The organism is Archangium lipolyticum (genome assembly GCF_024623785.1).
Classification (GTDB): Bacteria; Myxococcota; Myxococcia; order Myxococcales; family Myxococcaceae; genus Archangium; species Archangium lipolyticum.
In genome coordinates this window covers 42,380-61,917 of the sequence record NZ_JANKBZ010000035.1, presented here as the reverse complement: position 1 = coordinate 61,917, position 19,538 = coordinate 42,380, and the positions used below count along the sequence as shown (strand labels likewise).

Below are 19,538 nucleotides of genomic sequence, written 5' to 3'. Positions count from 1 at the left end.
TGAGCTACAGGCAGGATCGGGGGCATGAGCGGAGCAATCGTTTTCGGAAACAGAAACACGAACCGTGAACGTCCCGCCCTCGCGGCGCGGGCCCCCTCAATACTCGTAGCGGTTCGAGAGCTCCGCGCGGAAGGAATAGCCGACCTTGCCGTTCTCGACGTAGCCCTTGAGGTAGTCATCCCCCAGGTCCGGAGTGGACACGTAGAGGTGTCCCTTGCAACCGGCGCACGTCGGGTTGCCGTTCTTGAACACGTCCCATTCGCCGGAGATCTCATCCTCGTCGGCGGAGCTGGCGCGCACCAACTTGAGCTCGAAGGTGTCCCCGCCCTTGTTGGTCGCGCGCAGGTTGCCAAAGCTGTGGAGCGTCCCCTCCTGCCAGCTGAACGTCGCGTTGCCCTCCGCCACCGTGTGGTTGGTGTTCTGGCCCTGCGCGAAATCGCTCTCGTAGAACATGGTGATCGACCGCGACTGGACGTTGTGGACGCGCGGCAGGTTGCTCCACGCCACGATCGGGATCGCCACCGTCAGGGCCGCCAGGCCGTTGAAGACGGATTTGGGCATGTTGCTCAGCATGGGCTTCTCCTTTGTGATGGGTCCGACGGGCCCACACCGGCCACCATGCTGCGCGCACTTGTCAGGGGTCAAGGAGATCCAGGAAGGCTTGCAATCTTCGCTCACTCGCGTCCGCCCTTGGGCCGGCCGTGCTCCATCACCCAGTCCAGAGCCAGGCGTACCCGGGAGGAGAGCAATCGACGGGATGGGTACACCGCGAACATGTCGCGTGGCTCGACCGAGCGCCCCGTCACGGTGAGCCGCATGAGTGCCTTGCCCTGTTGTTCGATGGCCTCGTCGGCGGCCCGGACCACCCCCAGCCCCTGTACCGCTGCGGCGATGGCGACCTGCGGATCGTTCGCACAGAAGCGCTCACACGGACGGAGCTCCTCGATGGAACCGTCCCGTCGGCGGAAGCGCCAGGTCCCGCCAGGCTGGCCGACGATGGCGGGCACGGAGCCGAGCGAACCCCGCTCGAGCTGGGTGCGGCCCTTCAACACCTGTCTCACGAACCCCGGTGAAGCGGCGAGCGAGAAGGGAACCGACCACAAGCGCCGCGCCACCAGCTCTCCGTCATGAATGGGTCCAGCGCGAAAGGCCAGATCGATGCCTTCCTGGACCAGATCCACCACGGAGTTGGTGAGCTCGAGCTCCACGGTGAGGCGGGGATGGCGGGCGGCGAAGGAGAACAGCGCCGGAGCGATGCGCTGAGCCCCCGTCATCACGGGAGCCGTCACCCGGAGCCTGCCCGAAGGCTCGTCCTCGCGATCCGCGGCCCTGTCGAGCACCGACGTCAACTCGTCGAGCAGTGGCCCGGCGCGCTCGAGCAGCCGCGCGCCCTCGTGGGTGAGACCCACGCGCCGGGAGGTGCGCTGGAGCAGGCGCGTCCCCAGGGACTCCTCCAACTGCGCCACCCTGCGGCTCACCGTGCTGGTGGGCACGCCCGTGCGCCGCGCCGCCTCCACGAAGCTCGAATGCCGCGCGACGGCCACGAAGATGCGCACATCCTCCAATGACATCATCCCATCCATGGGATGGAGCTTGTCACTTCATCCCATGGCCGCCAACCGGATGCCCACGCTACGAATGCGCCATGAATCTCGAAAACCAGCATGTCGTCGTGATTGGGGGCTCCTCTGGCATTGGCCTCGGGGTGGCCGAGGCCTGCTTGAAGGGTGGAGCCTCGTTGACCCTGGTGGGCCGTTCTCCCCAGAAGCTCGCGGATGCCGCCGCCCGGCTCGGGGCGACGCACCGCGTGCGCACCTTCGCCGCCGACGTGACCGAGGAGGCCCAGGTGCGGCGGCTCTTCGAAGAACATCCACCCGCGCACCACGTCGTGGTCACGGCGGTGCATGGCCACTATCAACCCATCCGTCAGCTCGAGATCGCCGAGGCGCGCCGCACCATCGACTCCAAGCTCGTGGCGGCGCTCCACGTCGCCAAATACGCGAGGCTCGAGCCCAATGGCTCGCTCCTCTTCACCACGGGAATCGCGTCGGATCGGCCAGGGCCTGGCGGGTCGGTCGTCGCGGCGGTGAACGGCGCCCTCGTCTCACTCGTTCGAGCCCTGGCCCTGGAGCTCGCGCCGACTCGGGTGAACGCGGTGTCCCCGGGTTGGATCGACACCCCCTTCTGGGACCGCTTCGCGGGCGACGCCAAGGCACAACGCTTCGAGCAGCACGCGCGCCGCCTTCCGGTCGCGCGCGTAGGTGCACCCTCCGACATCGCTCACGCCGCCCTCTTCCTGATGGGAAACGGGTTCACCACCGGAGAGGTGGTACACATCGACGGGGGACACCGGCTCGTCTGATTCAGCGAGCTCCGCTTACAGCCCCTCAGCGCAGCGCCTCGGTGGAACTCTCAGCGGCAAGGGCCTGGTCGATTTTGAAGACGAAGTCCGTCTTCGGGTCCGCGAACAGGGGGCGCATCCCTTCGAGCTACTCCCCGAGCTTCTTCTTCAGCAGCTCGTTCACCAGGGCCGGGTTGCCCTTGCCCTTCATCGCCTTCATCACCTGGCCCACGAAGAAGCCATAACTCTGCTTCTTGCCCGCCTTGTACTTCTCCACCTCGGCGGCGTTCTTCGCGAGCACCTCGTCCACCACCGCCTCGATGGCCCCCACGTCGCTCACCTGCGCCAGGCCCTTCTCCGCGATGATGGCCTCCGGATCCTTCCCCGTCCGGAACATCTCCCCGAACACGTCCTTGCCTGCGTTCGCCGAGATGGTCCCCTTCTCCACCGCCCCCAACAGGTTGGCGAACTGCACCGTCGAGAAGCGCAGCGTGGTGACCGTCCCGCCCTCGTCCTTCAGCAGCCGCAGCAGCTCCCCGAGGAACCAGTTCGACAGCCGCTTGTAGTCCTTGAAGTGCTGCGCCACCGCCTCGAAGTAGTCCGCCAGCGGGCGCTCCGCGCACAAGATCTTCGCGTCGTACGCCGGCAGCCCGTACTGGCTCATGAAGCGCGTCACCTTCGCCCGGGGCAGCTCCGGCAGCGACTTCGCCACCTCGTCGATCCGCTCGTTGGTCACGTGCAGCGGCGGCAGGTCCGGCTCCGGGAAGTAGCGGTAGTCGTGCGCCTCCTCCTTCGAGCGCATCGAGCGCGTCACGCCCTTGTTCGGGTCGTACAGCCGCGTCTCCTGATCCACCTTCCCACCCGACTCGATGACGTCCACCTGCCGGGCGATCTCGTACTCGATGGCCTGCTTCACGAACCGGAACGAGTTGATGTTCTTGAGCTCCACCCGCTGGCCGTACGCCGTGGCGCCCTTGCGCATCACCGACACGTTGGCGTCGCAGCGGAACGAGCCCTCCTCCATGTTCCCGTCGTTCACCCCGAGGTACACCAGCACGTCCCGCAGCGCCTTGAGGTAGTCCACCGCCTCGTCCGCGCTCCGCAGGTCCGGATCTCCGACGATCTCCAGCAGCGGCACGCCCGCGCGGTTCAGGTCCACCAGGCTCTCGCTCGCCGAGGCGTCGTGCACGCTCTTGCCCGCGTCCTCCTCCATGTGGATGCGGCGGACGCGGATGACCTTCTCGCCCTCGGCCATGTCCACCGAGAGCTGCCCGTGCTCGCAGATGGGCTGGTCGAACTGGGTGATCTGGTAGCCCTTGGGCAGGTCCGGATAGAAGTAGTTCTTCCGGCTCCACACGCTCGTCTTGTTGATGGTGCAGCCGAGCGCCAGCCCCGTGCGGATGGCGTACTCCACCACGCGCGCGTTGAGCACCGGAAGCACGCCGGGCAGTCCCAGGCACACCGGGCAGGTGTTCTGATTGGGCGCCGCGCCGAACTCGGTGGAGCAGCCACAGAAGATCTTCGTGTTCGTCAGCAGCTGGGCGTGGACCTCGAGCCCGATGACCGGCTGGAAATCACTCAGGGGCATGGCGTCTCCCGGAAATCCTCTCAGATGGGCGCCAGGCGGCGCGTGAACTCGTGCTCGCGCTCGAAGGCCCGGCCAATGCGCAACAGCTTCGCCTCGTCGAACGGGCGGCCCATGAGCTGCAAGCCAATGGGCAGGCCCGCCTTCGTGAAGCCGCACGGCAGCGACAGACCGGGCAGCCCCGCCAGGTTGCACGGCAGCGTGCACACGTCCATGAGGTACATGGACAGCGGATCGTTCACCTTCTCGCCCAGCTTGAAGGCCGGCACCGGCGAGGTGGGCGTCACCAGCGCGTCCACCTGGGTGAAGGCCTTGGTGAAGTCCTCGCGGATGAGCGTCCGCACCTTCTGCGCCTTCAGGTAGTAGGCGTCGTAGTACCCCGCCGACAGCGCGTAGGTGCCCAGCATGATGCGGCGCTTCACCTCGGGGCCGAAGCCCTCGTCGCGCGTCATGCCGTACATGTCCTTGAGCCCCTTGGCCTCGCGCGTCCGGTGCCCGTAGCGCACGCCGTCGTAGCGGGCCAGGTTGCTCGACGCCTCCGCCGGGGCCAGCAGGTAGTACGTGGCCAGCGCGTACTTCGTGTGCGGCAGCGACACGTCCACCAGCGTGGCGCCCAGCCGCTCGTACTCCTTCAGCGCCGAGCGCACCGCCGCCTCCACCTCGGGATCCATCCCCTCGACGAAGTACTCGCGCGGCACGCCCAGCTTCAGCCCGGCCACGCCCTGCTCCAGGTCCGCCAGGTAGTCCGGCACGTCCGCCGGTGCCGAGGTGGAGTCCAGCGGGTCATGCCGCGCCAGCACCTTGAGCAGCGCCGCCACGTCCCCCACCGTGCGCGCCATGGGGCCCGGCGCGTCCAACGAGGAGGCATAGGAGATGACGCCATAGCGCGACACGCGCCCGTAGGTGGGCTTGAGGCCCACGGTGTTGGTGAGCGCCGCCGGCTGGCGGATGGAGCCGCCCGTGTCCGTGCCCAGCGTGCCGAACACCTCGCGCGCCGCCAGCGCCGCCGCCGAGCCTCCCGAGGAGCCTCCCGGCGTGCGCGTCACGTCCCACGGGTTGTGGCAGGGGCCGTAGGCGCTCGACTCGTTGGACGAGCCCATCGCGAACTCGTCCTGGTTGAGCTTGCCGAGGATCGGCATCCCCGCTTCCTTCAACAGCCGCACCGTGGTGGCGTCGTACGGCGGGACGAAGCCCTTCAGGATGTGCGAGGCGCAGGTGGTCTCCACGCCCTCGGTGAGGAAGATGTCCTTGACGGCCACCGGCACGCCATCGAGCGGCCCGTGCGGGTTGCCGGACTTGCGGCGCGCGTCACTGGCCTCGGCGGCCGCCAGCGCCCCGTGCTCGTCCAACCGCAGGAAGGCCTTCACCTTCCCGTCCACCTGGGAGATGCGCGCCAGGCAGGCCTGGGTGGCTTCCACGGAAGTCACTTCCCCCGAGGCCAGCTTCGCCGCCAGCTCCAGCAGGGTGAGATCGGTCAGCTGCATGGCGTCACTCCAGGATCTTCGGGACGGAGAAGCTGGTGCCCACCTTGGCCGGTGCGTTGGCCAGCGACTTCTCCGGTGGCAGCGAGGGCCGCGTCACGTCCTCGCGCAGCAGCGAGGACGCGAGCGTGGCATGCGAGGTCGGCTCCACGCCGCTCACGTCGAGCTCCTGCAACTGCGCCACCGCGTCCAGGATGGCGGAGAGCTGCGTGGCGTAGCGCTCCTCCTCCTCGGACGTCAGCGACAGCCGCGCCAGGGTGGCCACGTGTCGGACCTGCTCGACGGTGAGCTTCATGGGGCTCCTCCGCGCTACTTGTTCTTGAACAGGTTGAGGACGGCGCCCATCCACTTGCCGCTGTTCTCGTGCGACATCTGCTGCTGGAGCCGCCCCAGCTCGCCCGCGTCCAGGAAGATGCCGTGGCAGTTGAAGCAGGTCTCGATCTCCACGTCGCCGTGCTTGACCGGCTGCAGGTCCATGCCGCACTTGGGGCACTTCATCCAATGGAGCTTCTTGAGCTCCTCGCGCTGCTGGGCGGCCAGGGACTGGGACTGCTCGAGCGCCAGCTTGCGCTTCTTCTCGATCTCCTCGCGCGCGAAGTATTCCTCTTCAGTCGACGACGGCTTGTCCGGGTGGGCCATGATGTAGGTCTCCTTGGTCCTGATACTCGGCCAGGGCAAGATACATGCTCCGCCCCCGGCTGGTGCTTCAAAGTGGTAGCCCCGTATACCTCCGGACGGCCAGCCGGAAAATTGACCCTACCCCCTCCCTCCCTACACTCCGCGGACGGCTGCTACAGCCCGCTACGGGGAGTGTGAGGAAGTCATGGCGGAACGGAAGGCCAGAGCGGAGAAGACGGTCCTTTCGAGGCAGGACATCGCCACGCGCCGCAAGGCGCTCGCGGAGAAGAAGGCCAAGAGAGGGGGCGGAGACGCGGGTCCCGGTCAACGGGCCCTCGTGGGCCTCTTCCTGATGGTCGCCTCGGTATTGTCCTTGATCGCAGTGGCCACCTTCGACGTGAAGGACCGCAGGGGGCCGGGCTTCCAGAACGCGGTGGGCCCCATGGGCCACCTCGTCGCCGAGGCCCTGCGGGGAATGCTCGGGGTGTGGGCCTATCTGCTCCCCCTGTGCGGCGTCTACGCGGCCATGGTGGTCTTCGTGGGCAGCCGGGAGCGGCGCCGCTGGCCGCAGCTGGTGGCCTTCGTGCTGCTGACGCTCAGCGGCGCGGTGCTGGCCCAGCTCTTCCTGGGCAACCAGCCCGGCCAGGCCCACCCGCCCGGCGGCTTCGTGGGCGCCACGCTCGGCGGCATGCTGGTGGGGCTGTTCTCCACCGTCGGCACCGTCATCCTGGTGACGTCGGTGTGCGCCGCCGCGCTCATCGTCGGCACCCAGTACACCTTCCTCAAGCTGTGCTCGCTGGCGTGGGCCGGTGCCACCGTGGTCGGCCGGCGCATCCAGGAGAACGCCCTCTCCTTCTGGGAGCAGCAAAAGGTCAACTACAAGGAGCGGCAGGAGCGCCTCGCCCAGGAGAAGGAGGAGGAGGCCGCCTTCCTCGCGCAGCTCGAGGAGGAGGAGGCCGAGCTCGAGGAGGCGGAGCGTCTGGCGGCGGAGGCCGAGGCCGCCGATGCGGAGGCCATGGCCGAGGAGGCCGTGCGCCTGGCCCGCCAGGAGGAGAAGGAGCGCGCCGCCGCCGCGAAGCAGGCCGCCAGGGAAGCTCGCGAGGCCGGGAAGAAGAAGCCCTCCGACGAGCCCGCCAGCACGCCCGTCATCGTCACGCCGCCCGCGCCCTCCCGTCCGGCGCCGGGAGCCGATCCGGTGTGGGCGTCCTTCCTGGCCCCCTCGGGTGCCGCCAACTCGGTGCCCAACGCGCCGCCCCCCGCGTCCGCCGAGGCCCCGCGTGGCAAGCGGGGCAAGATGCCGAACATCGTCACCGGACCGGCTCCGGCCGCCGAGCTGCCCGAGGCGGCTCCAGCCGACGAGGTGGTGGCCGCCCGGCCCGTCGTGCCCGCCCTGCCCGCGCAGGTGGCCCCGGCCGCGCCCTCGGCGCTCGTGCCAGCTTCGCCCTCGGCGCTGGCCGCGCGCACGCCGCTCATCGTGGAGCCCAAGGCCCCGCCCAAGCCCACCGCCGTCGTCGCCAAGAAGAAGGAGCAGGAGCAGTTCCAGTTCGTGGGCGGCCGCACCAGCTTCTCGCTGCCCCCGCTGGACGTGCTGGAGATCGAGAAGAAGGAGCGCTCCGCGCTGGACAAAGAGGCTTTCCTCACCACGGCGGAGAAGCTGCGCGCGAAGCTCGCGGACTTCGGCATCTCCGGCGAGGTGGTGGAGATCCGCCCCGGCCCCGTGGTCACCATGTACGAGTTCCTCCCGGGGCCCGGCATCAAGGTGAGCAAGATCGCCGCGCTCCAGGACGACCTGGCCATGGCCATGGAGGCCATGCGCGTGCGCATCGTGGCGCCCATCCCCGGCAAGGGCGTGGTCGGCATCGAGGTGCCCAACCGCGACCGCGAGACGGTCTACCTCAAGGAGATCGCCGAGCAGGACGTGTTCCAGAAGTCCGCCAGCAAGCTCACCATGTGCGTGGGCAAGGACATCGAGGGCATGCCGTACGTCTTCGACCTGGCCAAGGCGCCCCACCTGCTCATCGCGGGTACCACCGGCTCCGGTAAGTCCGTGGCGGTGAACTCGATGATCATGAGCATCCTCCTGAAGTCCACGCCGGAGGAGGTCCGCTTCATCATGGTGGACCCGAAGATGCTCGAGCTCTCCGTGTACGAGGGCATCCCCCACCTGCTGCTGCCGGTGGTGACGGACCCGAAGAAGGCGGCGCTCGCGCTGCGCTGGGCCGTGGAGGAGATGGAGCGGCGCTACCAGATGCTGTCCGAGGCGGGCGTGCGCAACATCGCCGGCTTCAACAAGTTCGTGGAGACGCAGGACGCGGAGAAGGCCAACGCGAAGCCCGCCGAGGAGTCCGCGAGGAAGGCCGCGCCGAAGAAGCCCAAGAAGGTGGTCGTGGTGGACGTGGCCACGCCCGAGGACGCCATCATCGAGGAGTCCACTCCGGCCAGCGCCAGCTCGGGCCCCGGGGTCGCCGCGCCCAGGGATGACATGGAGGACCTGCGCGAGGCCCTGCCCGAGCCCGAGGAGGCCCCGGTGGCCGCCGAGGCCGCGGGCGAGGACGACGACGACGGAATGTCCGATGCCGTGGAGGCCGCGCTCGAGGGCGCCGGGGACTCGGAGTCGTCCCGGGAAGAGAAGAAGGAGTGGAAGAAGCTGCCCTACATCGTCGTCATCATCGACGAGCTGGCGGACCTGATGATGGTGGCCAGCCGCGAGGTGGAGACGTACGTGGCGCGCCTGGCGCAGATGGCTCGCGCGGCCGGCATCCACCTGATGGTGGCCACGCAGCGCCCGTCCACGGACGTCGTCACCGGCATCATCAAGGCCAACTTCCCCACGCGCATCAGCTTCATGCTGCGCTCCAAGCCGGACTCGATGACGATTCTCGGTACGGTGGGCGCCGAGGCCCTGCTGGGCATGGGCGACATGCTCATCATGCCGCCCACGAGCGCGCACCTGCAGCGCGTGCACGGCGCCTTCGTGTCGGAGAACGAAATCAAGAAGGCGGTGGACCACCTCAAGTCGCAGGGCAAGCCCGTCTACGACGAGTCCATCCTCAAGCCGCGCGACGAGGACTCCGAGGGCGGTGGTGGCGAGGAGGACGAGCTGTCCGACGAGCTGTACGACCAGGCGCTCGCGACGGTGAGCGAGATGCGGGCGGTGTCCATCTCGATGCTCCAGCGCAAGATGCGCATCGGATACAACCGCGCGGCGCGCATGATCGAACGCATGGAGCGCGACGGCGTGGTGGGTCCGGCCGACGGCGCCAAGCCGCGCGAGGTGCTCATCCGCGGCGTGGGCGAGATGCCCGGAGCTGGCGCCGCCTGAGCGGGATGTGCGGGAGGGAGGCCCCGGGGAGGGGGGCCTCCTTCGTGTCAGTGTTTCCGTATATCTTCAGCGGAAATGACACCCTGGCATCGCCCTCCCGTTTCCCAGAGGAATGGGAGCCCCCTTCTCGTCTTCACGCTGAGTGCTTGTCTGACATTGCTCTTCACGGCCTGTTCTCCCACGGAGAACGCCCGGGAAGAGACCTCCGGAGCCCAGCCCTCCGCCAACGTCTCGCCCCCCTTTGACATACAGGCAGTGATCCGCCGGGTGGGCCTGTCCTTCCGTGCCGAGGAAGGGTCCTTCACGGGCGGTCAGGCAACGTACACGGCCCGTGTCGGAGCGGACGGTTCCTTCCAATTCTCTCCGCGCCACCAGCGGGAGAACCCGAGCACCGTGGCCTCCCTCGGAGCTCCGGACAGCTCGCGGCGGGCGCTGGAGCGCGAGCCAGAGCCGCTCGTCACGGGCAAGCCCCTTCGGGTGAGGACGGAGTCGATCTCCCGTGGAGGGCGGTCGCTGCTGAAGCCGGCACGGGCGTTGGTGCGTGAGGACGGCGCGCTGGCGCTGGAGCGGGGCCCGGTCGTGGAGGTGCTGCGGAACAGCGAGGAGGGAACGGAGCAGCGCTGGGAGCTGGCCTCCAAGCCCACAGGCACGGGCGACCTGGTGGTGCGGGTGGAGCTGGCGGGCCTGGAGTACGTGGGCGTAACGGAGCAGGGGCACCACTATGTGGACCCCGAGACGGGGCTGGGGGTGCGCTACGGCAAGGCGACGTGGGTGGACGCCGAGGGAGTGAAGACCCCGGTAGAGCCCGTCCGCGAGGGCGGTGCGCTGGTGATGCGCGTGCCGGCACGGGTGCTGGAGGACTCGGCCTGGCCGGCGGTGTTGGACCCGATCATCTCTCCGGAGATCAGCCCCGACACCCCGGTGCCCGCTCCCGCCAGCGGTTCGGAGTCGTCCCCCGTGGTCGCCTACGGTGGCGGCATCTACCTGGTGGCGTGGTCCTTCACCACCTACACCGAATACGACATCCAGGCCACGCGCGTGCGAGCCTCGGACGGTGTGGTGCTCGACGTGTCGGGTATCTCCCTGGCCACCGCCACGGGCAATCAGCTCGTGCCCGCCGTGGCCTCCAATGGGAGCGACTTCCTGGTGGCCTGGGTGGACAGTCCTGGCTTCGGAAGCTCCAGCATCCGGGGCGCGCGCGTGCGAGGCTCGGACGGCAAGGTGCTCGATAGCGCCAGCCTTGGCATCTCGACGGCCGCGAGCAGCCGGTTCTCGCCCGCTATCGCCTCCGACGGTACCAACTACTTCGTGGTCTGGGACGACACCCGGTCCTACTCGTATTCCGACATCTACGGCACCCGGGTGAGAGCGTCGGATGGTGCGGTGCTCGACTCCTCGGGCATCCCCATCTCCACCGCGACCTACGGCCAGTCCAGCCCGGCCATCGCCTTCGACGGAAGCAAGTACCTGGTGGTCTGGAGTGACTCCCGGAGCAACTCTTCTTCCGATATCTATGGCGCACGGGTGAGTGCAGCTGGAACGGTGCTCGATACCTCGGGCATCCCCATCTCCACCGCGGCCAACAGCCAGGGCTCCCCCACCATCGCCTTCGCCGGAGGCCACTTCCTCGTCGCGTGGGATGACTATCGGAATGGCTCGACGAGCGACGTCTATGCCGCGCGGGTGAGAGCCTCGGATGCCGTGGTGCTCGACCCCTCGGGCACCCCCATCGCGACGGGTTCCGGAAGCCAGGGTGCGGTGTCCGCCGCCACCGATGGGAGCCAGTTCCTGTTGGTGTGGCAGTACTCCACGGGCTCGAGCAGCTACGACGTCCACGGCGCGCGGGTCGGGGTGGATGGAGTGGTGCTCGATACACCGGGGGCCATCCTCTTCGCGTCCGCCACGGATTACGAGCGGGTTCCGGCCGTGGCTTTCGATGGGAGCCACTTCCTGGTGGTGTGGGAGGGCTATCAATCCAGCCGCTATGACATCTACGGCGCGCGGGTGAGGCCCTCGGACCTGACGATCCTCGACACACCGGGGAGGATGCTGTCCACCCAGGCCAACGCCGAGGGTTCGCCCGCCGTGGCGGGTGGCCGTGACAGCTACCTGGTGGTGTGGCAGGACACGCGAGATCTGAATGGCCGCTACGACGTCTACGGCGTGCGGGTCCGGGCCTCGGACGGGACCGTGCTCGACCCCGCCGGCATCCCCATTGGCACGGCGACCAACTCCCAGGCCTCTCCCGCCGTGGCGTTCGACGGGAGCAACTTCCTGGTGGTGTGGAACGACTACCGGAGCAGCGGCACCTCGGGCTCGGACATCTACGGCGCACGGGTGAGGGAGTCGGACGGAGCCGTGCTCGACGCGGCGGGCATCCCCATCTCCACCGCCTCGCGGGACCAGTGGCCCCCCGCGGTGACCTTCGGCGACGGGTACTATTTCGTGACGTGGCACGACTACCGCAATGGCTCGACCGCGGACGTGTATGGCGCGCGCGTGAGGGCCTCGGATGGCGTGGTCCTGGAGCCGCAGGGCATCGCCGTGACGATCGCGGCCCAGGACCAGCAGTACGTCTCCACCGCCTTCGGCGACGGCCACTTCCTGGTGGTCTGGAGTGACTCGCGAAACACCAGCACGTCCAACATGGACATCTACGGCGCGCGGATCAGGGCCTCGGATGGCGTGGTCCTCGACAGCGCGGGCATCGCTCTCTCCACCGCCTCGGGCAACCAGTACTTCCCCGACGTGGCGTTCGATGGGAGCAACTTCCTGACGATCTGGCAGGACCTGCGCAACAGCTCGGGGGCGGACATCTACGGCGCTCGGGTCAGGCCCTCGGATGGCGCGGTGCTCGACGGAACGAACCTCCCGCTCTGCACGGATGCCAGCTACCAGGGAATGCCCGCCCTCGCCTTCGATGGAAGCACCTACCTGATGGTGTGGCGGGACACCCGGAATGGCGTGTCCCGGCTCAATGGCTCGCGGGTGAAGCCGGATGGCACCGTGCTGGATGGGACGGGATTCCTCATCGCCGACATGACCGCGAACACGTCGAGCACGACGGTGCCCGCGGTCGCCTCGTGGGGCAAGGGGCGGTTCCTCGCCGCGTATGAGCCCTACGACGCGGTGGCCCGCCAGCTGCGCGTCAAGGTGAGGCTGGTCGGAGACCCCGTGAATGGCTCGAAGTGCGCGAGTGGTGCGGAGTGCACGAGCGGCTACTGCGTCGATGGGGTCTGCTGCAACACCTCCTGCGCGGATGGAACGTGCGGCTCGGGAACCTGTGAGCCCCTCCCAGGTCCTGACATCACCTGTCCGGAGAACGCGGAGGCCGAGGCCACCGGCGCTGACGGCGCCATCGTCGACTATCCGTCCGCCACGGCCACGGGTACCGCCCCGCTCTCATTCACGTACAGCCAGGACTCCGGAACGCGGTTCGCTCTGGGCACGAACACCGTCACGGCCACCGTGAAGGATGGCCTGGGCCGCACGGACACCTGCTCCTTCACCGTCACCGTGCGCGACACCACCGCGCCCACCCCGCGCTGTGGGGTGGACCTCGTGGCCGAGGCGACGGAGCCCGACGGCGCCGCCGTGAGCTACGCACAGCCCACGGCCTCGGATGCCATCACGTCCGCCCCGGATGTGTCGGTGAGCCACGCGAGCGGTAGCCGCTTCCCGCTCGGAGTGACGCGGGTGCTCGTCACCGCGAAGGACGAGGCGGGCAACTCCGCCACCTGCTCCTTCACCATCACCGTGCGCGACACCACCGCCCCCACCCTCTCCTGCCCCACGAACGTGACGGCGGAAGCCTCGGGCCCCGAGGGCGTCACCGTCAACTACCCATCCGCCACCGCCGAGGACGCCGCGTCCTCGACGACGCTCCGTTACAGCCAGGCGGCCGGGACGCTCTTCGGCCTCGGAACCACCGACGTCACGGTCACCGCCACGGATGGGGCGAACAACACCACCTCGTGTGTCTTCACCGTCGCCGTGCGGGATTCCACGCCTCCGACCCTCGCCTGTGGCGCGGACCTCGAGGCCGAGGCGACGGGACCGGACGGAGCCAGCGTGGACTTCACGTTGCCCACCGCCACGGACGCCGTCTCCGCCACGCCCGTCCTCACGGCCAGCCATGAGCCCGGTGCGCTCTTTCCCCCTGGCCCCACGCGCGTCACCGTGAAGGCCACGGACGTGGCCGGTAACGCCAGCGAGTGCACCTTCACCGTCACCGTGCGCGACACCACCGCGCCCGAGGTCGGCTGCCCGGGCAACCTCACCGCCGAGGCCCAGGACGCCACGGGCGCCCCTGTCGCCATCTCCGTGCCCGCGCCGCGTGACACCGTCACGCGCTCGCCCACGGTGTCGAGCAGCCACGCCCCCGGCAGCCGCTTCCCCCTGGGCACCACCGAGGTCGTCGTCTCGGCCTCGGACGAGGCCGGCAACAGCGCCTCGTGTGCCTTCACCGTCACCGTCCAGGACACCACCGCCCCCACCCTCTCCTGCCCGGCGGACCTGGCGGTGAGGATGACGGGCGCCTCCTCACAGGGCATCCCCGTGGAGTACCCGGCCGCCACCACCTCGGACGCCGTGTCCACGCCCGTGCTGAGCTACAGCCGCGCCACGGGCGAGCTGTTCCCCCTGGGAACCACCCCGGTGACGGTGACGGCCACGGATGCCGCGGGCAACAGCGCCACCTGCACCTTCCAGGTGAAGGTGGACCAGAGCATCGCGGTGCAGGTCCCGGCCGCGCAGGGATGCGGGTGCGCGGCGGGCAGCGGCACGCCAGAGGGCCTTGGCTGGGGTGCGCTGCTGCTACTCTCCTGGAGCGTGAGCCGCCGCCGCATCGCCCCCAGGGTGTGAGCTGGCGTGAAGCCTTGCATCCCCACCCTCTTTTCTTGAGAGGGTGGGAGGGCCAGGTTGAATCCTCTCGAATCATGAGATGACGCGCACCCATCCTTCAGGGTGAGCGATTCATCCGAAAACCTTCACACGGCCACGGTAGAGTCGGAAACCCGAAGAAGTCAGGCGTGAACTCTTTCACACCACGGGCTTTTTCCCGCTACCCTGTAGGTCGTGATGAAGACTCACATCGCATCTGGTCCCAAGCAGCGCGCGTGGGTGGTGCTCGCCGCCCTGGCGGGAGTGTTGTCCGCCCCACCCGCGGCAGCCCGCGACGGCGTCCCGAGTCTGGACGTCAATCGCTTTCATCCCGCACCGGGCTCCGGCCGGTTGCTCACCGTCGACCTCGCCGACGTGGGCCGCTCGCAGGAGCTGGTGTCGCAGCTCCTGCTGCACTACGCGGATCTCCCGCTGGCCTACACCTTCGGCGAGCAGGTGACGGGCAGGCTGGTGCGCGACCGCGTCACCGCCGACCTGTCGTTCGCCTATTCCCTGCTGGACAGGGTGCAGCTCAGCGTGGCCCTGCCGGTGACACTCCACCAGGCCGGCGATGTCATCAGCTACCCGGACGTGGTGACGCGAGAGCCACGCGCGCTCCCGAGCATCTCGGGCGGCGGGGTGGAGGACCTGCGGCTGGGCCTCAAGGGGCGCTTGTGGAGCAACGAGCGCTTCGGCCTGGGCGGAGTGGCCGAGGTGGTGGCCCCCACGGGCAACGCGGAGAGCTACCTGGGCTCGTCGAGCATGACGGGCTCGGTACAGCTCATCGGCCACGCCCGGTTCGAGCGCGTGACGGTGGCGCTCAACCTGGGCTGGCGGTGGGCGGCGGCCGAGCAGCAACTGCTCAACATCCGGACGGGCCACGGCCTGCTCTACGGCGCGGGCGTGCAGGTCGAGGTGGCGCGCCCCGCGGATGTGCCCATCTCCGTGCTCGGCGAGGTGTATGGGCTGGCCGCGCCACGGCTCGGCGATACCGCGAGCAGCCCCGCCGAGGCGATGCTGGCGGGCAAGGCGCAGGTGCGCGACTGGAGCTTCTTCCTCGGCGCGGGCTCGGGGCTCAACGCAGGCTACGGCGAGCCCCGGGTCCGGGTGATGGCGGGCCTGGCGTACGCCTGGCAGTACAAGCCCGCCCCCCGGCCACCGGCTCCGCCCGTGCTCCAGGTGGCTCCGACGCAGCCGGCCATCACCGTGGAGGACCAGGACGTCCGGTTGCGCCTCTGGGAGCCGGTGTACTTCGCCTTCGGCAAGGACACCATCGATCCGGTGAGCTTCGCGATGCTCGACGAGGTGGCCCGCTTCATCCGCGAGCACCCCGAGCTGGGCCCCATCCGCGTCGATGGCCACACGGATGACGTGGGGAGTGGCCAGTACAACCTGGACCTGTCGCAGCGCCGGGCCCGAGCCATCGTCGAGTACATGGGAAAGAAGGGTGTCCCCGTGGAGCGGCTGACCCCCGTGGGCTACGGCAAGCGCTGCCCGCTGCTCTCCAATACGACCGAGGAGGGCCGTGCCACCAACCGGCGGGTGGACTTCGTCATCGTCAACCGCGAGCGCCGCCATCCCCGCCCGGGCGAGTGCCCCGAGCAGCCCTCCGCCCAGGCGCGAAAGTGAGGAGCGAGTCATGCGCAATGCCTTTTGTCTGATGATGTTGTTGCTCGCCGCCGTGGCCACTCCGGCGTCCGCCCTCGAGGACGTCAACTGCAACGGCATCGATCGTTCGGTCGAGAAGGACCCCTCGACGGCCACGCCGCGCGATTGCATCGACTACTTCCGCAACGGCTCGTCGTGCGTCCTGCGGGAGCTCTCCCCCCGCCGCGCCTGTGATGACTATGTCGCGCCAGGTCCTGGCCAGGCGGCCACCTGCAGCAGCCAGCTCGCCGGGGACCAGGACACGGACCGGCTCGGAGACTCGTGCGACAACTGCCCCGCCGTCTCCAATGCCGACCAGCGGGATGGAGACTCGGACGGTGTCGGGGACGTCTGCGATATCTGCCCTCTGCAGGCCAATGCCGACCAGCGGGACTCGGACGGAGACGGGTTCGGCGATGCGTGCGACAACTGCCCCGCCGTCTCCAATGCCGACCAGCGGGACTCGGACGGAGATGGGGTCGGCGATGCCTGTGACGTCTGCCCCGCCGTGCCCAATCCCGACCAGCGGGACTCGGATGGGGATGGGCTGGGGGATGCATGCGACAACTGCTCCAGCCGGGCCAATCCCGACCAGCGGGACTCGGACGGAGACGGGCTGGGCGATACGTGCGATGTCTGCCCCTCGGCCGCCGGCACCAGCCAGCAGGACGTGGATGATGATGGGGTGGGCGATGCGTGTGATGTCTGCCCCTCGGTCCCCAACCCGGACCAGGAGGATACGGACGGGGATGGGAGGGGGAATGTGTGCGATGTCTGCCCCAGGGCCGCGGGTACCAGCCAGGAGGACACGGATGGCGATGGGCTGGGCGATGCGTGCGACAACTGCCCGCAGGAGGCCAACCCCGATCAGCAGGAGTCACCGCTCTACCCGGGACTGGGCGCGGTCTGCACCCCTGGTATGCGGGGGGGTGGAGGCTGCTCGTTGGGCGGAGGCGGCCTGGGCGGAATGCTGGGAGGGGGCGCGCTCGGGGTGGTGTTGGTGCTGCTCGGCATGAGCCGCCGGCACAAGCGGACACGCTGAGGGCGTGACCCAGGGGCCGCGGGGCGGGATACAAGTCCCGCCCATGGCCGTTGCCCCAACGATGATCGTCACCATCAATCGCTTCCGGACCTCCGCCGAGGAGGCCAACCGCCTGGAGGCCTCCTTCCGGGAGCGCTCGCGCAAGGTGGACCAGTACGAGGGGTTCCTCGGGCTGGAGGTGCTGCGCTCCTTCGAGCCCGAGCCCGAGTTCCTGCTGGTGACGCGCTGGCGGGACCGCGAGAGCCTGAGGGCCTACTTCCAGTCGGAGGACTTCAAGGCCACCAGGGCGGCGAGCGCCCAGCAGGATGCCACCTTCAGCATGTACGAGGTGGTGGCGCAGTGAGCAGCTTGTAGGGGCCGAACGGCTTTCTCGTATGCAACCGGGCCGGCATCCGTTAATGCGAGCCCCCCTATGGCTGAACGTCTCGCCCTCTTCGCCACCACCGCCCGCGGAACCGAGGATCTCCTGGCCGAGGAGCTGAAGGAGCTCGGCGCAAAAAGGATCCGCCAGGACCGGGGAGGGGTGCGCTTCCTGGCCTCGCTCGACGAGGCGCTGAAGGTGTGCCTCTGGTCGCGCATCGCCATGCGCGTGCTCTACCCGCTGGGCGAGTTCGAGGCCCATGGAGCCCAAGGCCTGTACGACGCCGTGGCCAGCGTGCCGTGGGAGGAGCACCTCACGCCGGAGACGACGTTCGCGGTGGAGGCCACGCTCAAGGACAGTGAGCACAGCCACACGGGCTTCGTGGCGCTGAAGGTGAAGGACGCGGTGGTGGACCGGATGCGCGAGAAGGAAGGCTCGCGGCCGGACGTGGACCCGCGCAACCCGGACGTGCGCGTGGTGGCCCACCTGGTACGCGAGCGGCTGTCGCTCTCGCTGGACCTGTGCGGCGAGCCCCTGCACCGCCGGGGCTACCGGGTGCGCCCGACGCCGGCCCCGCTGAAGGAGACACTCGCCGCGGCCCTGCTGCGCGCGGCCGGCTACACCGGCGAGGAGGCGCTGGTGGACCCGATGTGCGGCTCGGGAACCATCCTCATCGAGGGCGGCCTCATCGCCCGCCGTCGTGCCCCTGGCATCGCCCGGGACTTCGCGGTGGAGAAGTGGCCGCACCTGGGCGCGCGGGCGCGGGAGCTGCTCGAGGACCTGCGCGCGGATGCCCGCCGCAACGAGCGCAAGGTGGCGGTGCCGCTGCTCGGCTTCGACAAGGACCCGGAGGCGCTCGAGGCGGCTCGGCGCAACGTGAAGGCGGCGAAGCTGGCGGAGGAGATCCTCATCGAGGAGGGCGACGCGACGAAGCTCCCACCCCTCCCCCCGGGCGGCGGGCTCCTGCTCACCAACCCTCCCTATGGAGACCGGCTGGGCTCGGGCGGACAGAAGGGGATGAAGTCCTTCTATTTCAAGCTGGGCGACAGCCTGCGCTCGCTGCCGGGGTGGCGCGTGTTCGTGCTCTCGGGCAACCCGGCCTTCGAGAGCGCCTTCCATGCGCGGCCCCGGAGCCGGAGGGACCTGTGGAACGGCCCCATCGCGTGCACGCTGCTCGGCTACAACCGGGTGCCGGTGCGCGGGGAGACGGAGGGCTCAGAAGCGCCGCTCGGTGTGCCGGAGAAGCCGCAGGATGTTGCTCCGGTGCGTCCAGAGGATGAGGGCGAAGAGCAGGGCTGAGAGCCACGCGTACTCGGGAGCACGGGCGGTGAGGGAGGCGACGGCGACGGCCGTCACCCCACCCGCCAGGGAGCCGACGGAGCTGACGCGCCAGGCGGCCACGAGCCCGGCGTAGACGAGCGCCCCGGCGATCGCCGCCAGCGGCACGAGCACGGCGAGCACGCCGAGCGCGGTGGCCACGCCCTTTCCCCCGTTGAGCTTGAGCCAGACGGGGTAGACGTGGCCGAGGAACGCGGCGAGCCCCACGGCCGCGTGCACACGGGGCTGCCCGGGCAGGAGCCACAGCGCGAGGGCCACGGCCAGGACGCCCTTGAGGGCATCCAGCAGCAGCACCACGGCGCCCAGCTTCTTGCCGGCCACGCGGGTGACGTTGGTGGCGCCGATGTTGCCGCTGCCGCTCTGGCGGACGTCGACGCCACGGAACCAGCGGGTGAGCAGCACGCCGAAGGGCACGGAGCCCGCCAGGTAGCCGAGCAGGAGGAAGGCGGCTGCGTGCACGCGGAGGGCCCTAGGCGAGCAGGTAGGGGAACTTCGTCTTCACCACCACCCACGCGTAGTTGGTGAGGAAGAGGAGGGCGGCGGCGATGCGGACCCAGTGCCACTCCCTGGGGGAGAGCTGCACCTTGGGGATGGGCATGGCGAAGACGAGGTGCAGCACCGTCACCACCACCATGAAGGCGAAGAAGAAGGCGGCCACCGTACCGAGCGGGTTGGCGTCCCAGGCCCCGGCGAAGTTGAGGTGGGCCACCCGATCCGCCACGCGCGTCAGTCCGCAGCCGAAACAGGGCCAGCCGGTCGTTTCCCGCAGGGCACAGCCCCAGAAGGGGATGAGCTTCGCGATGGGGATGTAGCGGGCGACGAGCAGCCCGACGAGGCCCACGAGGCCGAGCACGTCGGCGAGACCGAAGGTGCGATTGGGCTTGGGGAGGGTGACCTTCACGTCGGGTAGTGTAACCGGGTT

Annotated in this window: 15 protein-coding genes; 7 read left to right on the top strand and 8 right to left on the bottom strand. The window is 69.2% G+C overall.

Going from position 1 to position 19,538, the window contains the following annotated elements; genetic code table 11:
• Positions 1 to 96 precede the first annotated feature (96 nt).
• Both NR810_RS43490 and NR810_RS43485 read right to left on the bottom strand, forming a co-directional pair.
• Positions 97 to 573 carry a hypothetical protein gene (locus NR810_RS43490; RefSeq protein ID WP_257461387.1) on the bottom strand — a complete coding sequence of 159 codons (477 nt, stop codon included), beginning with the start codon at positions 571 to 573 and terminating at the stop codon, positions 97 to 99.
• 101 nt (positions 574 to 674) lie between these two features.
• Positions 675 to 1,571, bottom strand: a complete 897-nt coding sequence (locus tag NR810_RS43485; RefSeq protein ID WP_257461386.1) for a LysR family transcriptional regulator — start codon at positions 1,569 to 1,571, stop codon at positions 675 to 677.
• Between the two features lie 74 nt (positions 1,572 to 1,645).
• Between NR810_RS43485 and NR810_RS43480 the strand changes: the two genes are divergently transcribed.
• Positions 1,646 to 2,362 (top strand): SDR family oxidoreductase, encoded by a 717-nt coding sequence (locus NR810_RS43480; RefSeq protein ID WP_257461385.1) that lies wholly within the window; start codon positions 1,646 to 1,648, stop codon positions 2,360 to 2,362.
• A 127-nt stretch (positions 2,363 to 2,489) separates the two neighbouring features.
• On the opposite strand, the gene gatB is transcribed toward NR810_RS43480, so the two are convergent.
• From gatB to NR810_RS43460, 4 genes are read right to left on the bottom strand one after another with little or no spacing between them, the layout of a single operon-like run.
• The gene (gene gatB / locus NR810_RS43475) at positions 2,490 to 3,929 is read right to left on the bottom strand and encodes an Asp-tRNA(Asn)/Glu-tRNA(Gln) amidotransferase subunit GatB (RefSeq protein WP_257461384.1); all 1,440 of its coding nucleotides are present in this window, start codon (positions 3,927 to 3,929) and stop codon (positions 2,490 to 2,492) included.
• A gap of 20 nt (positions 3,930 to 3,949) precedes the next feature.
• Positions 3,950 to 5,410: an Asp-tRNA(Asn)/Glu-tRNA(Gln) amidotransferase subunit GatA gene (gene gatA, locus NR810_RS43470; protein ID WP_257461383.1), complete on the bottom strand. Its 1,461-nt coding sequence runs from the start codon at positions 5,408 to 5,410 to the stop codon at positions 3,950 to 3,952.
• A 4-nt stretch (positions 5,411 to 5,414) separates the two neighbouring features.
• Entirely contained in the window at positions 5,415 to 5,702 is a 288-nt protein-coding gene (gene gatC, locus NR810_RS43465) for an Asp-tRNA(Asn)/Glu-tRNA(Gln) amidotransferase subunit GatC (protein WP_257461382.1), read from the bottom strand.
• 14 nt (positions 5,703 to 5,716) lie between these two features.
• Positions 5,717 to 6,046 (bottom strand): TFIIB-type zinc ribbon-containing protein, encoded by a 330-nt coding sequence (locus NR810_RS43460; protein ID WP_257461381.1) that lies wholly within the window; start codon positions 6,044 to 6,046, stop codon positions 5,717 to 5,719.
• Positions 6,047 to 6,230: 184 nt separating this feature from the next.
• On the opposite strand from NR810_RS43460, the gene NR810_RS43455 reads away from it, so the two are divergent.
• From NR810_RS43455 to NR810_RS43430, 6 genes are all read left to right on the top strand, one after another.
• Positions 6,231 to 9,347, top strand: coding sequence for a DNA translocase FtsK (locus NR810_RS43455; RefSeq protein WP_257461380.1), 3,117 nt, complete (start codon positions 6,231 to 6,233; stop codon positions 9,345 to 9,347).
• Between the two features lie 393 nt (positions 9,348 to 9,740).
• Positions 9,741 to 14,210 (top strand): HYR domain-containing protein, encoded by a 4,470-nt coding sequence (locus NR810_RS43450; RefSeq protein ID WP_257461379.1) that lies wholly within the window; start codon positions 9,741 to 9,743, stop codon positions 14,208 to 14,210.
• Positions 14,211 to 14,426: 216 nt separating this feature from the next.
• Positions 14,427 to 15,857, top strand: a complete 1,431-nt coding sequence (locus tag NR810_RS43445; protein ID WP_257461378.1) for an OmpA family protein — start codon at positions 14,427 to 14,429, stop codon at positions 15,855 to 15,857.
• 10 nt (positions 15,858 to 15,867) lie between these two features.
• A complete protein-coding gene (locus NR810_RS43440; protein WP_257461377.1) occupies positions 15,868 to 16,917 on the top strand; it encodes a thrombospondin type 3 repeat-containing protein in 1,050 nt (349 codons plus the stop codon).
• A 43-nt stretch (positions 16,918 to 16,960) separates the two neighbouring features.
• Positions 16,961 to 17,260, top strand: coding sequence for an antibiotic biosynthesis monooxygenase family protein (locus tag NR810_RS43435; protein ID WP_257461376.1), 300 nt, complete (start codon positions 16,961 to 16,963; stop codon positions 17,258 to 17,260).
• A gap of 69 nt (positions 17,261 to 17,329) precedes the next feature.
• Complete coding sequence (locus tag NR810_RS43430; protein ID WP_257461375.1) at positions 17,330 to 18,577, top strand: THUMP domain-containing class I SAM-dependent RNA methyltransferase; 1,248 nt, start codon at positions 17,330 to 17,332, stop codon at positions 18,575 to 18,577.
• Here the strand turns inward: NR810_RS43430 and plsY are convergent.
• Positions 18,494 to 19,075, bottom strand: coding sequence for a glycerol-3-phosphate 1-O-acyltransferase PlsY (gene plsY, locus NR810_RS43425; protein WP_257461374.1), 582 nt, complete (start codon positions 19,073 to 19,075; stop codon positions 18,494 to 18,496). The two genes, NR810_RS43430 and plsY, sit on opposite strands and share 84 nt — an antisense overlap.
• 10 nt (positions 19,076 to 19,085) lie before the next feature.
• Positions 19,086 to 19,517: a DUF2752 domain-containing protein gene (locus NR810_RS43420; protein ID WP_257461372.1), complete on the bottom strand. Its 432-nt coding sequence runs from the start codon at positions 19,515 to 19,517 to the stop codon at positions 19,086 to 19,088.
• Positions 19,518 to 19,538: the final 21 nt, after the last annotated feature.

Excerpts from the sequence above, each read along its gene's own strand:
- NR810_RS43490 (WP_257461387.1), bottom strand. The coding sequence starts at position 573 with ATGCTGAGCAACATGCCCAAATCCGTCTTCAACGGCCTGGCGGCCCTG.
- NR810_RS43435 (WP_257461376.1), top strand. The coding sequence starts at position 16,961 with ATGGCCGTTGCCCCAACGATGATCGTCACCATCAATCGCTTCCGGACC.
- NR810_RS43480 (WP_257461385.1), top strand. The coding sequence starts at position 1,646 with ATGAATCTCGAAAACCAGCATGTCGTCGTGATTGGGGGCTCCTCTGGC.
- NR810_RS43440 (WP_257461377.1), top strand. The coding sequence starts at position 15,868 with ATGCGCAATGCCTTTTGTCTGATGATGTTGTTGCTCGCCGCCGTGGCC.
- NR810_RS43460 (WP_257461381.1), bottom strand. The coding sequence starts at position 6,046 with ATGGCCCACCCGGACAAGCCGTCGTCGACTGAAGAGGAATACTTCGCG.
- NR810_RS43455 (WP_257461380.1), top strand. The coding sequence starts at position 6,231 with ATGGCGGAACGGAAGGCCAGAGCGGAGAAGACGGTCCTTTCGAGGCAG.
- gatB (WP_257461384.1), bottom strand. The coding sequence starts at position 3,929 with ATGCCCCTGAGTGATTTCCAGCCGGTCATCGGGCTCGAGGTCCACGCC.
- gatA (WP_257461383.1), bottom strand. The coding sequence starts at position 5,410 with ATGCAGCTGACCGATCTCACCCTGCTGGAGCTGGCGGCGAAGCTGGCC.
- NR810_RS43430 (WP_257461375.1), top strand. The coding sequence starts at position 17,330 with ATGGCTGAACGTCTCGCCCTCTTCGCCACCACCGCCCGCGGAACCGAG.
- NR810_RS43445 (WP_257461378.1), top strand. The coding sequence starts at position 14,427 with ATGAAGACTCACATCGCATCTGGTCCCAAGCAGCGCGCGTGGGTGGTG.
- NR810_RS43485 (WP_257461386.1), bottom strand. The coding sequence starts at position 1,571 with ATGTCATTGGAGGATGTGCGCATCTTCGTGGCCGTCGCGCGGCATTCG.
- gatC (WP_257461382.1), bottom strand. The coding sequence starts at position 5,702 with ATGAAGCTCACCGTCGAGCAGGTCCGACACGTGGCCACCCTGGCGCGG.